Origin of the sequence: Ligilactobacillus sp. (assembly GCF_036846325.1) — a bacterium.
In the GTDB taxonomy this organism is placed as follows: Bacteria; Bacillota; Bacilli; order Lactobacillales; family Lactobacillaceae; genus Ligilactobacillus.
On record NZ_DAIUCE010000007.1, the window covers coordinates 20,340 to 35,565 of the forward strand.

The 15,226-nt window shown below is 47.3% G+C and carries 13 protein-coding genes, 1 tRNA gene and 1 pseudogene; 13 read left to right on the forward strand and 2 right to left on the reverse strand.

The annotated features are described in order from the left end of the window. Window positions 1-78 (reverse strand): annotated as a pseudogene (locus V7Z60_RS10260) (YslB family protein); the annotation flags it as partial. 154 nt (window positions 79-232) lie between these two features. Here V7Z60_RS10260 and V7Z60_RS01570 point away from each other — a divergent pair. The 6 genes from V7Z60_RS01570 (at window position 233) to V7Z60_RS01595 (ending at window position 3,579) form a co-directional block, all read left to right on the forward strand. After that, window positions 233-829, forward strand: a complete 597-nt coding sequence (locus V7Z60_RS01570) for an XTP/dITP diphosphatase (RefSeq protein WP_334115789.1) — start codon at window positions 233-235, stop codon at window positions 827-829. Window positions 830-834: 5 nt separating this feature from the next. Further along, window positions 835-1,365 (forward strand): metallophosphoesterase, encoded by a 531-nt coding sequence (locus V7Z60_RS01575; RefSeq protein WP_334115802.1) that lies wholly within the window; start codon window positions 835-837, stop codon window positions 1,363-1,365. Continuing rightward, window positions 1,355-1,531, forward strand: a complete 177-nt coding sequence (locus V7Z60_RS01580) for a hypothetical protein (protein ID WP_334115790.1) — start codon at window positions 1,355-1,357, stop codon at window positions 1,529-1,531. Before V7Z60_RS01575 ends, V7Z60_RS01580 begins: the two co-directional genes overlap by 11 nt. A 45-nt stretch (window positions 1,532-1,576) precedes the next feature. After that, window positions 1,577-1,649, forward strand: a tRNA-Glu gene (locus V7Z60_RS01585). Between the two features lie 149 nt (window positions 1,650-1,798). Continuing rightward, on the forward strand, window positions 1,799-2,116 hold the full coding sequence (locus V7Z60_RS01590) for a hypothetical protein (protein ID WP_334115791.1): 318 nt from the start codon (window positions 1,799-1,801) through the stop codon (window positions 2,114-2,116). 308 nt (window positions 2,117-2,424) lie between these two features. Further along, on the forward strand, window positions 2,425-3,579 hold the full coding sequence (locus V7Z60_RS01595; RefSeq protein WP_334115792.1) for an ROK family transcriptional regulator: 1,155 nt from the start codon (window positions 2,425-2,427) through the stop codon (window positions 3,577-3,579). A 169-nt stretch (window positions 3,580-3,748) separates the two neighbouring features. On the opposite strand, the gene V7Z60_RS01600 is transcribed toward V7Z60_RS01595, so the two are convergent. Next, window positions 3,749-4,360 carry a YesL family protein gene (locus tag V7Z60_RS01600; protein ID WP_334115793.1) on the reverse strand — a complete coding sequence of 204 codons (612 nt, stop codon included), beginning with the start codon at window positions 4,358-4,360 and terminating at the stop codon, window positions 3,749-3,751. 110 nt (window positions 4,361-4,470) lie between these two features. Between V7Z60_RS01600 and V7Z60_RS01605 the strand changes: the two genes are divergently transcribed. The 7 genes from V7Z60_RS01605 to V7Z60_RS01635 form a co-directional block, all read left to right on the forward strand. After that, the gene (locus tag V7Z60_RS01605) at window positions 4,471-5,415 is read left to right on the forward strand and encodes an ABC transporter permease (RefSeq protein ID WP_334115794.1); all 945 of its coding nucleotides are present in this window, start codon (window positions 4,471-4,473) and stop codon (window positions 5,413-5,415) included. A gap of 12 nt (window positions 5,416-5,427) precedes the next feature. Further along, window positions 5,428-6,336, forward strand: coding sequence for a carbohydrate ABC transporter permease (locus tag V7Z60_RS01610; RefSeq protein ID WP_334115795.1), 909 nt, complete (start codon window positions 5,428-5,430; stop codon window positions 6,334-6,336). Window positions 6,337-6,403: 67 nt separating this feature from the next. Continuing rightward, window positions 6,404-8,152, forward strand: a complete 1,749-nt coding sequence (locus V7Z60_RS01615; RefSeq protein ID WP_334115796.1) for an ABC transporter substrate-binding protein — start codon at window positions 6,404-6,406, stop codon at window positions 8,150-8,152. Between the two features lie 336 nt (window positions 8,153-8,488). Then, window positions 8,489-9,391, forward strand: a complete 903-nt coding sequence (locus V7Z60_RS01620) for an ROK family protein (RefSeq protein WP_334115797.1) — start codon at window positions 8,489-8,491, stop codon at window positions 9,389-9,391. Then, window positions 9,392-10,888 carry a glycoside hydrolase family 1 protein gene (locus tag V7Z60_RS01625; protein ID WP_334115798.1) on the forward strand — a complete coding sequence of 499 codons (1,497 nt, stop codon included), beginning with the start codon at window positions 9,392-9,394 and terminating at the stop codon, window positions 10,886-10,888. Further along, a complete protein-coding gene (gene yicI, locus V7Z60_RS01630; RefSeq protein WP_334115799.1) occupies window positions 10,885-13,161 on the forward strand; it encodes an alpha-xylosidase in 2,277 nt (758 codons plus the stop codon). The genes V7Z60_RS01625 and yicI overlap by 4 nt, the downstream gene beginning before the upstream one ends. A gap of 42 nt (window positions 13,162-13,203) precedes the next feature. After that, a partial coding sequence (locus V7Z60_RS01635) for a beta-galactosidase (RefSeq protein WP_442918882.1) occupies window positions 13,204-15,226 on the forward strand: 2,023 nt, incomplete at its 3' end.

Genomic DNA, 15,226 nt, shown 5'->3' on the forward strand with positions numbered 1-15,226 from the left:
AGGCAAAAGTGCATCCCTTAAAAGTTCGGATGAAAATTTTCCATTTGAAGATGCGATATTGTAAAAATTTTCCTGCATGTCAGATTTTTTCTCCCTTATTGAAGTCTCTACATAACATTATACATTGTAGCAGGGTGATTTTCGAATATTTTTGAAAGTGAATGAAGTCAACTTGCAAAAGTCGGAAAAATTGAGCATAATTAACGTAAATAAAAAATTGAGGTAACATTTTATGACGAAGATTTTGATAGCAACCAAAAATGAAGGCAAGGCCCGTGAGTATCGCAGACTTTTTGAATCAAGGGGAATCAAGGTCATCACTTTGAAAGACCTGAATGAACAAGTTGAAATTGTTGAAAATGGCAGGACTTTTTCGGAGAATGCCCTGATTAAGGCACAAACGCTAACCGATAAGCTTAATCTTCCCGTGTTGGCCGATGATTCCGGACTGGTTGTCGATGCGCTGAACGGAGCTCCTGGAATCTATTCTGCAAGGTACGCCGGAGATCATGATGATGAAGCGAACAACAAAAAGCTTTTGGAAGAACTCAGGAACGTTCCTGACGAAAAGCGTACGGCGCATTTTCATTGCTCGATCGTGGCCACCGCCCCAGACAAGATGCCGTTGGAGGCGAGCGGTGACGTCTATGGATTGATTGCCCATGAAAAGCATGGTGAAGACGGTTTCGGATATGATCCGCTGTTTTACTATCCTGAATTTGGCAGGACTTTCGGCGAAGTCGGGATGGAAGAAAAGAATAAGGTCAGTCATCGTGCAAAGGCAACCGAAAATCTGTTGAAGAAGTTTGATGAATGGTGGAACGAATAGGGGGCATGGAGATGCTTTATTTAATCGTAAGCGACAGTCACGGAGATCGCGATATCTTATGCAGACTGGTTAAGAAATATAAGGAAAAGGTTGATGCGATGTTTCACTGCGGTGATTCTGAACTGAAATCTGATGACGAACTGTTTGATGAAATGATTGTTGTCGGAGGCAATTGCGACTATGATCCCGACTTTTTGGAACAGACGGTAAAACAAGTCGGACCAGATCGAATGCTGCTTGTTCACGGACATCTTCTGGGCGTGGGATTTGGATTGAACCGACTTGATTTTAAAATGCAGGAGGAAGGATGCGGAATTGCATTTTTCGGGCACACTCATCAGTTGGGCGCAAGCTTTAATGATGAACGCTTGATAATCAATCCAGGAAGCATCAGTTTTCCAAGAGGGAAATACGCATCGATCGGAGGAACATACGCATTGCTTGAAACGGCTGAGGACTATTATCAAATCCAGTATTATAACCGTGACATGAAGCCGGTTGAGGAATTGAAGGCCGTGTTTGAACGTGGAAAGTAATTTGGAAAAGCTGATCGTCTGGAGCGTAATTGACGTCCTGCTTTTTGTTTCGAGAAGTTTTTTTGATTCAAAGCTGATATCGTTGGTTTTCGTGTTCTGCACCATATGGGTGTTCGTCTTGTTCGTCGGATATGCGGTTCAGGCGTTTGATTTCTTAAAAAAATAGTTGACTTTTCAAATTAACAGGGTATAATAAAAGAGTAAGTGATTTTGCCCGTTGGTCAAATTGGTTAAGACGTCGCCCTCTCAAGGCGGAGTTACGGGTTCGATCCCCGTACGGGTGATATTGAGGCTGGGAAGGTTTCCCAGCCTTTGTTATTATAGCGATATTTAAAAAATGGAGACGCCTTCTGATGATTGCTATTTTTGAGATAAATGCTATAATAAAGCAAAGAAAAACAAGGAAAACTGTCAAAAAGGAGGAAACATGCTGATGTTGAGAAGAACTAAGAATTTTTTGAATGCTCATGGTGTCGAGTATGAAAAAGAGCACGTTAATCCGTTGATGGTGCCCGAGAGAGTCTATGTGTTGAAGTTTGGCAAGCGTGACGGCGAGTTTTTGAATCGTTTCATCGTAGAACATTCATATACATGGACCGGTCGCGACAGAATCAATAAGATTACGTTGCGTTTGCACGGTCAGAAGCACCCGCGTGAATTTACGAATGAAGCAAAGCTGCTTCAGTATCTGGAGAAACATGTCAACCGTTATGTCGGGAAGGTGGATGCTCCTCATAAGAGTAATTCCTGAACGTGTTGATTGAAATGAAGAGACTTTGAAAAAGTCCGTGATTTTTTAAGCAGTCAGGGAAGCAGGTTCTTTTAAGGACGTGTTTCCCTGGCTGTTTTTGAATCCTTCGTAACTCATGGATATAAAAATATGTGCTATAATAATTATCATGAAAAATATGGATGCACCCTTAAGTCATGATATGGGAACACCAGTGCAGACAGCGGTAAATGAAACTAGGAAAGGAAAAGCTATATTCTTTTCTCAAATGTAGTCAGATATACAGAACGATTACATTTGACCACATTTTATATAGCAGATGATTATCAATGGTAATGAACAAGCAGCTTATGCGCCAGAATAATGTCCGTTCGGTCCTGCGTGCCATTATCAGTCGGGGGCCCATTTCACGCAGCGACATTTCGCGTGAACTGTCACTGAACAAGGTGACTGTTTCAGACATACTCAATGAGTTTTTGGAAAAAGGGTATGTCTGTGAAACGGGGCATGGTAAAAGCACGAAATCCGGCGGAAGAAAGCCCCTCCTGATGGAATTCAACAAGTATTACGGTTACTTCATAATGGTTGAAGTGGGTGTTGATTACGTCAATATCATGTCAACGTACGCCAACGGAGACATCAGCCGCTTCACGGAACTTTCATTTTCCGCTTTCGGTGTTGAGAATCTTATATCCCTGATTGACAGGGAAATTCCGCTGTTTGAAGCGGAGAAAACCAGCCATGGTCTTCTAGGGCTTTCATTTGAAATGCATGAGATTGTCTTTGAGAACAGAATTTATACGCCTGATGGCAGGGAAAAGTCGGAAGACGGCATGATTTTTCATGATTATTTCAGCAGGAAATACGGCGTTCCCGTTGTAATTGAAAACGAGGCAAATGCCGCAGCGATATATCAGAGAGATTTTTCATCAAAGGACGAGTTCACCAACCTTATTTCCCTGAGTCTTCATGAGGGCATAAGTGCCGGCATCATCATCGATAATGCGCTTTACAGGGGAATAAACGGCATGGCAGGAAATCTTGGTCGGGTAATGATGATTGAACCTGAAAGCGAGTCTTATGTGCCGATCAGTGAACTGTGTTCTCAGGCAGCGGTTATCCGAAAGATGGGACTTGAGTCCGGGCTGTCAGTCCAGGCTTTGCAGAAGATTTCACAGCTTTACGGACAATGTGACGAAAAGGCTGTAAGCGTACTGGATGGTTTTACATCCAACATAGCAGTGGCCTTGAACAATTTGGCAGCTAATTTTGCTCCGCAGATCATTGTTTTCAATTCAACGCTGCTCGAAAACATCCCGTCTCTTCTGATAAAAATCAAGAAGAAGCTTGCAGAAATCGGCAGCGGGGACATTTCCCTGATGATTTCAAATGACTCGAAATATTCGTCTCTGTTAGGAGGGTATTCCCTTCTTATCAGGCATGTCTTCGATTTGGGAACAGGAAGACTCTGCCTGATATCTTGATGTGGAAATATGACGAAAAAGGCACGGATCACAACAGTGGTCCGTGTCTTTTTTTCAAGAATTAAAAAAAAAGTTAAAGAAAGGGTTTACATGAAAGTGCTTTAGGGTTATTATAAATACGTCAGGTATTAGTAAGTTAATTGAATTAACTTACTGGTAACAACCGGATTCAGTTCCGGGCAGCGTATTTTTGAAAGACTTTGCTGATAATGAGGCTCTTGCAGTAGATTATGAAGGCGAGTCCGAAAATGATGTACATCACGCGGAAAAATCCTGAAAAATATGCCAGGGAAAAGGCACCGGCATCAATCAGAAGCAGAATCACTGTCATTCTGAGGTTTCTGACGGAAATGAAGAAGGAATTCTCAACCGTACGAAACAGGGTGTTTTTGAAATGTGCGACCAGGGGGAAGAGAAAGACCGAAGAAATTACCAATGCAATTGCTGCCAAAATCATTATTCCGAATACAATCATTCCGAGTGTGCTCTTGAGATTGTACCAGAAGAACAGATTGTATGAAATGACGGCCGCTGCCAGGAAGAGCAGCAAAAAGGCCTTCGTTCCGTCGGCAAGGTTTGACTTCAGACGGCCGATATAGGTGTTGACCAGCTTTATGTCTTCGTTTTCGATGTATTTGAACATTGTCTGATACAGGGCGCAGACGGCGGTTCCAATTGTCACTACCGGAAGGCACGTGACCAGGAACACGATGTTCAGACACACGAACCGCGCAAATGTGTCCAGGAAACTGAAGATGGGGCTGTTGACATTGAATTTCATTTGATTTAACCATCCTTTAAGTAGAATATGCGATATGATATCGCTTTCGGATATTTTAACATAAGATAGTTGATATGTAAAACTAACTAATTTGAAAGGAATGATCTTACATGGACGTCGCTGAAACGACAAAAAAGAAGAGTATGAGCGCCTTGAGAAAAAAGCGCGGCAAGAGACTCTTCCTGCTTCTTATTCCGTTTTTAATACTGGTATTTCTGTTCTCCTACCTGCCACTGGCAGGATGGGTATATGCATTCTTTGACTACAAGCCGCCTTTGCCATTATCAAAATGTTCATTTGTGGGACTGCAGTGGTTCAAGATGCTGGTCAATAATCCAACACAGCTTCATACCATCATACAGGTTCTCGAAAATACCTTTGCCATGAGTCTGCTTGGTGTTCTCACATCGTTTCTGCCTGTGCTCTTTGCCATAGGCCTGAATGAAATCCGCAGCAAGTGGTTCAGAAACATTGTTCAGACGCTGACGACGCTTCCTAATTTCATTTCATGGGTTCTCGTCTATTCGGTTGCCTTTGCCATGTTCTCAAGCACAGGTGTTGTCAATGAAGTACTTCAGAATCTGCATATCATCTCAGGACCCATCAAGTTTCTTGACAGTGATTCACATACATGGCTGAAGATGCTTCTCTGGAGTACCTGGAAGGGACTTGGCTGGGGATCGATCATGTATCTTGCCGCACTTGCCGGGATTGATCCGGAACTTTACGAAGCAGCACGTGTCGATGGTGCAAACAAGTTCCAGCTGATCAGAAACATCACGATTCCCGCACTGATGCCTACCTATTTCGTAATGTTGATGCTCTCCGTTGCCAACTTCCTTTCAAACGGCATGGATCAGTACTTCGTTTTCCAGAATGCCTTCAACATGAAGCATATCCAGGTTCTTGACCTCTATGTCTACAATGTCGGCATGACGAATAACAGTCTTTCACTTGGTACGGCAATATCGATGCTGAAGAGTCTCGTCTCCGTTGTTCTTCTGATGATTGTCAACTGGACTTCAAAGAAGACACGCGGTGAGTCAATTATTTAAGGAGGTCAGAAAATGACAAGGATTGAAATGAATGAACGCACGAAAGGTGAAGGAGTTTTCCGTGCTGCAAACATTATCTTCTTCATTCTCTTCACGTTGATCTGTGCGTACCCGTTCTACTATCTGATCATCAACAGTATCTCGAACAACCAGCTTTCTGCCAATGGTGCAATCAACTTTCTGCCAAGGGGCATTCACTTTCAGAATTATATCCAGGTATTGAAGCTGAGCGGCCTTCCGCTTGCAGCGCTGGTTTCCGTCGGGAGAACTGTAATCGGCACGGTTCTGACAGTTCTTGCTTCGGCCTTCCTGGGATTCCTGTTCACACAGGAGGACATGTGGAAGCGCAAGCTGTGGTACCGTGTAGTCATCATCACGATGTACTTCAACGCCGGTCTCATTCCGATGTTCATCACAATGAAGAACCTCGGTCTTACCAATAACTTCTGGGTATATGTTCTGCCTGCAATCGTGCAGCCGTTCAACATCATTCTCGTCAAAACGTATATTGAGTCACTTCCGAAGTCACTTGAGGAAGCGGCAGAAATGGACGGTGCCGGAACGCTGACCATCTTCTTCAAGGTCATCCTTCCAAGCTGTACGCCTATCCTGGCAACAGTTGCAATCTTCTCAGCTGTCGGTCAGTGGAACTCATTCCAGGATACATTGCTTTACATCACGGATGACAAGCTCTATTCACTGCAGTATCTGCTGTATGAGTACATCAACCAGGCAAGTTCCATCGCCCAGATGGTCAAGAGCGGCAGCGGCGTCAACCTGACGGCTCTTGCCACACAGCAGACACCGACATCAATCCGGATGACCGTTTCCATTCTGGTCGTCCTGCCTATCATGTGCGTCTATCCGTTCTTCCAGCGCTACTTCGTCAAGGGCATCATGCTCGGCGCTGTCAAGGGATAATGTGATTCATAAAGAATATTCAAATCAAAAAGGATATTAATGTTAAATACAGAGGAGGAATCCATTAATGAAAAAGTGGAAAATTTCAGCCTTGGCCGGAATTGCAGTTTCAGGCCTGTTGCTTGCGGGATGCGGGAAGTCATCATCTTCTGATGACGAATCCGTAAGTCCTAATAAAACGCTTACGGTTACAGTCTATGATGACCTTGCCAACTATCAGGGCATTCAGTCAGGATGGTTCGGAAAGCTCGTCAAGGACAAGTTCAACATCAAGCTCAAGATCATCGCTCCTAACGTTGCCGGTGGCGGCAATACGCTGTTTGATACACGTTCAGCAGCCGGAAACCTTGGTGACATCGTCATTACAGGTGCTGAAAGCGGACGTGCGAAGAACCTCGTCAAGTCGGGACTCATTGTGGACATGTCAAAATACGCCAAGGGGTGCAAGTACATCAAGAAGTACAAGGGCGCTACTGATTCATTCAACGGCATTGTCGGCAAGAAGAGCGGCGTCTGGGGTATTCCGGGATCCGTCAGCAGCAGTTCTCCTACCGCTGCCAGTGAAGGCATCGAGCCGACATACGGACCATATCTTCGTTGGGATTACTACAGCAAGATCGGATATCCGAAGATCAGCACCCTTGAGGATCTGCTCCCTGTTCTGAAGAAGATGCAGGATGTTGCCCGCAAGGAGAATCCTGGCAAGAAGATCTATGCTCTGTCTCTTTTCAAGGACTGGGATTCCAACATGATGAACAATGCAAAGCAGCCGGCTACATTCTACGGCTACGATGAAATAGGATTCGTTTTGGCAAAGGCAGACGGCAAGGAATACCAGGACATCACGAAGTCGAACAGCCAGTATGTAAGAGCGCTTCGCTTCTTCAACAAGGCCAACCAGATGGGTCTTGTCGATCCTGAATCCTCGACACAAAACTACGACAAGCTCTACTCCAAGTACCAGGACGGCAAGGTGCTCTTCTCATTTTGGCCATGGCTGGGTGAATCTGCATTCAACACGACTGCCAACAAGAATGCCGGCAAGGGATTCGAAATGGTTGACGTCCAGGATATGAAGATCTTCTCCAAGGGCTATACACCTAATGGTTCTTCAACATTCATCGCTCTTGGTTCAAAGGCAAAGGACAAGAAGCGTATCGTCAAGTTCATCAACTGGCTCTACTCTCCTGAAGGCGTCCTTGCAGGCGGTGCCCAGACAGGCGGCACGGCCGGTGTCAAGGGACTTACATGGAAGATGCAAGACGGCAAGCCTGTTCTGACTGAATTCGGCAAGAAGGCTCTTCTTGACGGCGATGCCAAGGTTCCGACAAAGTGGGGCGGCGGCCAGTACAAGAACGGCGTTTCGGCTCTGAACTTCCCTGCAGTTGCACCTACGGACAAGGATCCTAATACGGGCTACAGCTACAGCTATAATGCATGGCCATCAGTTCTTGCGATGAACAATTCATCCTTGGACAAGGACTGGCAGGCTCATATGGGCAATGCACAGACGGCCATGGAATATCTCAAGAAGAACCACAAGCTGCTCGTTGCTCCCGGATCAAGCTACATCATTCCTGATGAAAAATCAGAGCTTTCAACCCTTCGCGGACAGGCAAAGACTGAAATCGTCAACAGTTCATGGAAGATGGTCTTCGTCAAGAATGACAGCACTTTCAATTCTGATCTCAAGAAGATGCAGAGCACTCTCAAGGGCCTTGACTACAAGAAGATTCTGAACGTCGATCTCAAGAATGCCAAGGATCAGAACAAGGCACGCCTTGATGTTGTAAAACAGTACAAGAATCGTGAGTAGATTTATTTGATTCATTGAAGATAAACAGACAAGCACATGAAAATGTGTAATGTTGGGTGGGGAAGCCCTTGGCGGCTGCACTGCACGGAAGTCCTGGGTAATCGGTTTCTGTGCCGGGAAGGTTTTTTCATGAATTATTCGGTTCATTGCCGTTCATAATCAGGATTGCGGTAATGAAAAGGGAATATGAGCAGGGATACGGTGTTGGCATAAGAGAGAATAATTTTACCGTAGCCCGGGCAGATTGCAGTTTGAATGAATCATGTGCAATCTGCATTCAGGTAAAGAGATAAATGAGAATTGCCGCATTCCGGAAGTTTCCGGGGTGCGGCATGTATGGAAAGAGAAAGAGGTGGCAGCGTGTCAGTTTTAGCTTTGGATGTCGGTGGAACTTTTGTCAAATATGGTATCTTCAAGGAGGACGGCAGTCTGACTGAGAAGGGAAAGTTCGTTACACCGATGGATTCAGCAGAGGATTTTTACCGAAAGCTGGCTGGATTGATTGAAGAACGAGGAGACGAAATTACAGGTGTGGGAATGAGTTTTCCCGGAATGATTGACACTGGAAACCAGCTGGCAATCAAGGCAGGGGCGTTGTCCTTTCTTCATGGTCAGTATATTGGAAGAGAACTCAAGAAGCATCTTAAAAGGGAAATTCCTGTCTGGTTCGAAAACGATGCGAACTGCGCCGGAATTGCCGAGCAGATGGACGGGAACGCCAAGGATGTTTCCGATTTCCTTCTGGTAACGATTGGAACCGGCATCGGTGGCTGTGTCTGCCTCAATGGAGAGATTCTTCACGGGAAGCGGTTCAGCGCCGGTGAATTCGGAATGATGATTACTGACTACAGCACAAATGGATACAAGACGCTGCATGAGCTTGCATCCACCAGCGCACTAGTCAGTGAATATGCTGAAATGAGGGGAATTTCCTCTGACGGGGTTGAGGGCTACCAGATCATGTCGGAACTTGACGATCCGAAGGTACTGAAGGTTGTCGAGAACTGGGCGGCATATGTTGCAATATGTCTGTTCAATCTGGCAGTAACGTTTGATCCCGAGAGAATCCTGATTGGCGGAGGCATCAGTCAGAACAAGGATCTCATTGGGCTGATTGAAAAGCAGCTGGACAGGATTCCGAGCTGGAAGGACTTCAGAACGGAGATCAAGCCGTGCAAGTTCTTCAATGACGCCGGTCTTTACGGTGCCTACTGGAGTTACATGAGGAGGAAAGCTTAGATGTATTACGAAAAACTGGACGACTTCCCGAAGAATTTTCTCTGGGGAGCCGCATCCGCTGCCTATCAGATTGAAGGAGCATTTGATGAGGACGGCAAGGGTCCGTCTGTCTGGGATCAGTATGCCAAGGTTCCCGGGAATACCTTCAAGGGAACAAACGGTGATGTTGCGATAGATCATTATCATCGGTACAAGGAGGACGTAGCACTGATGAAGGAGATGGGTCTCAAGGCCTATCGATTCTCAATCTCCTGGAGCCGCGTTCTGCCGGAAGGCGAAGGAAGGGTCAACGAGGCCGGACTTGACTTTTACAGAAATCTTGTCCGCGAACTCAAGGCAAATGGCATTGAACCCGTGGCGACTCTCTATCACTGGGACCTCCCTCTTGCATTGCAGGAGAAGTACGGCGGCTGGGAATCAAGGAAGACAATCGCCGCCTTCAGGGAATACTGTCAGGTGGTCTTCGAGGCTTTAGGCGAGGACATCAGGTACTGGGTCACATTCAACGAACAGAACGTCTTCACGGCAATGGGATACCGCTGGGGCAACCATCCGCCGAAGAAGCACGACGTCAAGCTGATGTTTGAGATGAATCACAACGTCAATCTTGCCAATGCAGTCGCGGTCTCCTTGTTTCACAAGATGGTTCCCGGAGGAAAAATCGGGCCGAGCTTTGGCTACGGCGGTGTTTATCCGAAGACGTGTGATCCGGATGACGTGCTGGCCAGTCTGAATGCAGATGACTTCAACAACAGCTGGTGGCTTGATGTCTACTGCCGCGGTCATTACCCTGCATTTACATTCAAGGCACTGGAGCGTCTCGGCATTGCTCCGGAAGTGACAGAAGACGACAGAAAACTGCTTGAAGCAGCTGATGCAAGACCTGATTTTCTCGGAATCAACTTCTATCACGGCGGAACGGTACAGCAGAACAGGATTGAAAAGCCTGTTGACGATGACGGTGAGGAGCGTGACTACAGCGCAACCGATCCGTATTTGATGCAGCCGAAGGGTGATCAGGCACAGAATCCGGAAGTGCCGATGTTCAACAGTGTCAAGAATCCTTATCTGAAGACGACGCAGTGGGGTTGGGAGATTGATCCCGTCGGCTTCAGAGTCGCCTTGCGCGAAGTTTACGAGAAGTATGAACTTCCGATTATGGTCACTGAAAACGGTCTGGGTGCCCATGACAAGTTTGAGGACGGAAGGATTCACGATGACTACAGAATTGAATATCTCAGACAGCATATTCTTGAAATGAAGAAGGCAGTGACCGACGGTGTCGAAGTGCTCGGATACTGCGCATGGTCGTTCACCGACCTTCTCAGCTGGCTCAACGGATATTCAAAGCGCTACGGATTTGTCTACGTCGACCAGAACGACGATCAGACAGGAACCCTGGACCGTTACAGGAAGGACAGCTTCTATTGGTATGAAAAGCTGATTGAACAAAACGGCAGCGATGAGATTCTCAATGGAAAGGAACAGACGAAATGAAATTTTTAAACGGCGGATGGCTGCTGAAGGACGGCTTTCAGGCTGACTATGCAGCAAATATCTATGATGCACGGGTTGAAGGAGACAGACTTTTGCTCTATGCTCCGTTCCAGCGCATTCTGAACATGGGAATGACCCTTGACGGAGGACTCATGACACTTGAGGTTTCGTCTCCGGCAAGAGACGTCATCACGCTTAAGATGATCAACTTCAAGGGAGTGAGAGATTCCGAGTCCTATTTCAAGATCAATGAGGACAAGGGCTTTCATCCTGTGATTGAAAAGAAGGATGACAGCTATGTCTTCACTTCCGGCAAGACATCGCTTGTAATCAGCCTGGGTGATTCAATTGACTTCACATATTTCCATGACGGAAAGAAGCTTACGGAAAGCAGGGATCGCGGCAAGGCAAGAATCCTGAAGGACGGCAAGGAAACGTTCATCAGCGACCAGCTCGTGCTTGACGTGGGAGAAAGAATCTACGGTCTCGGCGAACGTTTCACTAACTTTGTCAAGAACGGTCAGTCCGTTGAGATCTGGAATGCCGACGGCGGTACGGGAACGGAACAGGCCTACAAGAACATTCCGTTTTATCTCAGCAACCGCGGTTACGGCGTGTTCGTCAACTCCTCCGACAAGGTTGAGTTTGAAATCGGGTCGGAAAAGGTTTCGAGGGTTCAGTTCAGCGTTCCGGGACAGGTTCTTGAGTACTCCATCATCGGCGGCGACAGCCTCAAGGATGTTCTGAAGAACTACACGGGGCTGACGGGACGTCCTCCGCTGCTTCCGGCATGGAGTTTCGGACTCTGGCTTTCAACGTCGTTCACGACTGATTATAATGAAGAAACGGTCATGAGCTTCATCAACGGCATGCTCGAAAGAGACATTCCGCTTTCGGTCTTCCATTTTGACTGCCTTTGGATGAAGGAACTCGAATGGTGCAACTTCAAGTGGGATGAAAGAAAGTTCCCTGAACCTGAAAAGATGCTGAAGAAAATCAAGGACAAGGGCATCAAGATCTGCGTCTGGATCAATCCTTACATTGCCCAGAAGTCGGAGCTTTTCGAAGAAGGAGCTGAGAAGGGTTACTTCATCAGAAAGGAAAACGGAGATGTCTGGCAGTGGGACAAGTGGCAGGCCGGCATGGCAGTCGTTGATTTCACCAACCCGGATGCCGTAAGATGGTATCAGGACAAGCTGAGGAATCTGCTCAAGATGGGCGTTGACTGCTTCAAGACGGATTTTGGCGAACGCATCCCTGTTGACGGCGTGAAGTACTATGACGGTTCAGATCCTGAAAAGATGCATAACTACTACACGCTGCTCTACAACAAGACCGTCTATGACGTGATTGCCCAGGAACGTGGTGAGGACGAAGCTCTTGTATTTGCCCGTTCGGCTACGGTCGGTGGTCAGAAGTACCCTGTTCACTGGGGCGGTGACAGTTCGTCGAATTATCCGTCAATGGCAGAAACGCTTCGGGCCGGCCTTTCATTCGGTCTCAGCGGCTTTGGATACTGGTCGCATGACATCTCCGGCTTTGAGGAAAATGCCACGCCTGACCTTTACAAGCGCTGGACGCAGTTCGGACTTCTTTCGTCACACAGCCGCTATCACGGCTCCACTCAATACAAGTGCCCGTGGCTTTACGGCGAGGAGGCCGTTGAAGTATCCCGCAAGTTCACCAAGCTGAAGCTCAGTCTTCTTCCTTATCTGCTTGCTGCATCAAATGTTGCCCACGAAGACGGCACACCGATGCTCAGAGCCATGGTTCTGGAATTCCAGGACGATCCTGCGTGCGCTGAACTTGACCGTCAGTACATGCTTGGTGACAGTCTGCTTGTTGCACCTGTCTTCAGCGAAGACGGCACGTGTGAATTCTATGTTCCGAGGGCCGAGGGCAAGTGGATTAGTCTTCTTGACGGAAAATCATACGAAGGCGGTTCATGGTATCATGAGAAGTTCGACTACATGAATCTTCCTCTTCTTGTCCGTCCGAACTCAATCATCGTGCGCGGACGGCATGATGACAGGACAATGTACGACTATCTTGACCATCCGACAGTTCATGTCTATGAACCGGAAGAATCAGCAGAAACATTCATTACGGATGATCACGGAAGACGCGTTGCCGAAGTCAGAATGAAGAATGAAAACGGCAGGCTGTCCGTTGAAATTGACGGCGGAAGTGAATTCAAGCTGGTCGTGCACCGCGCAGGTCAGAACGATCTGACGGCGGAAGGTGAAGGCGGCAGAGCCGTTGTTGAACTGTAATCAGAGATGTTGTCATGGCAGCAGCTAAGTGAGGTGTTTTATTTGTTGAAAATCAAGGGACAAAGTCTGCTTCATGGCGGAGACTATAATCCGGAACAGTGGCTTGACGATCCGGGAACGATTGACCTTGACTTCAAGATGTTCAAGGAAGCAGGAATCAATACAATCACGGTTGGAATATTCTCGTGGTCAATGCTTGAGCCACGCGAGGGCGTCTATCAGTTTGAATGGCTGGATGACATCTTCGACCGTGCCGAAAGACAGGGGATGAGTGTCATTTTGGCCACTCCAAGCGGCGCAAGACCGGCCTGGCTGGCAAGAAAGTATCCGGAAGTTCTGAGGGTTGACGAAAGAAATCTCAGGCAGGGATTCGGCGGCCGTCACAATCACTGCTTCACGTCTCCGGTATATCGCCGGAAGACGCAGGAAATCAACAGGAAGCTCGCGGTGCGTTACGGGAAGAGGAAAAGTCTTGTCCTATGGCACGTTTCCAATGAACTTTCCGGAGAGTGCCGCTGCGAACTCTGTCAGGAGGCCTTCCGCGACTGGCTCAGAAAACGCTATGGTTCGCTTGACAATCTGAACAGGGTATGGTGGAACACGTTCTGGTCTCACCGCTATGATGACTGGTCCGAAGTCATGCCTCCAAGTCCTGTCAGCGAGCTGGGAAGCAAGGGCATGAACCTTGACTGGAAACGTTTCGTGACTGACCAGACGCTGAGCTTCTTTGAGAATGAAATCAAGCCGCTCCGCGAGATTACGCCGGATGTTCCGATTACGACGAACTTCATGTCAGGAGGAAAGGACATGGAGCCGTTTGCCGGATTTGACTATCAGAAGTTCTCAAAGCATCTTGACGTCATCAGCTGGGACTCCTACCCGGCATGGGGCAATGACTATGAGACGACTCCGGAGCTTGGGATGAAGGTCTCGTGCATCAATGACTTCTTCAGGAGTCTCAAGCACCAGAACTTCCTCATCATGGAGAACACGCCTTCACGCGTCAACTGGCAGGACTACAACCGGGGCAAGCGTCCGGGGATGCATGTTCTGGCAAGCGTTCAGGACATCGCACAGGGTTCTGACAGCGTACTGTATTTCCAATTGAGACAGTCAAGAGGGTCTGCCGAGATGTTTCACGGAGCCGTAATCGAGCATGACAATTCGACCGAAAACCGTGTCTTCAAGGACGTGGCGCATGTCGGAGAAATCCTGGGCAAGCTCGGCGAAGTGAAGAAGACGAGTCACAGACAGGCTGACGTTGCCATTCTCTATGACTATGAGAACTACTGGGCGCTCAGTGACTGCGAAAGCTATTCGCGGGACAGGAAGCTTTACTGGCAGACATTGCAGAAACACTACGAGTACTTCTACAAGCATGACATTCCGGTTGATTTTGTTTCGCCGGAGGATGATTTTGAGAAATACAGTGTTCTGATTGATCCGTTGCAGTTCATGCTGCCGCAAAGACTTGCAGAAAAGTTGAATTCGTTCGTCAAAAACGGCGGAATTCTTGTCGGGACGTATTTGAGTGGAGTTGTCGACGGGTCAGACCTTGCATATATGAATGGCGGAAACGATCTGTTCAACGAAACTTACGGATGCAGAATCAAGGAAACTGACGTCCTGTACCCGACACAGAAAAACAAGCTGCTGTTTGACGGAAAAGAGTATGAGGCAGTCGATTTCTGCGGTCTGATTGAAACAGGCGGTGCTGAAGTCCTGGCAGAGTACGGCAGTGATTTTTATGATGGAACCCCGGCCGTCACCGAAAACGTCTGTGAAAAAGGGACGGCATACATGATTGGCTGCAGGACTGATTCGCAGTTCATCAATGATTTTTATGACCGGATTCTTGAAGAATGCGGATTAGATTTCAAGAATGTCTTCACCAAGAGCTCCGCAAAAGTTTCGGTTCAGGTTCGCGAGAATTCTGATGAAAGATTCTATTTTGTGCTGAACTTTGCCGATGAAGGCAGCGAGTCAGTAAGCTTCGACAGAAATCTCAAGGATGTCCTGAACGGTGAGGAAATATCGGATGTTCATCTTGCCCCTTACGAGGTTC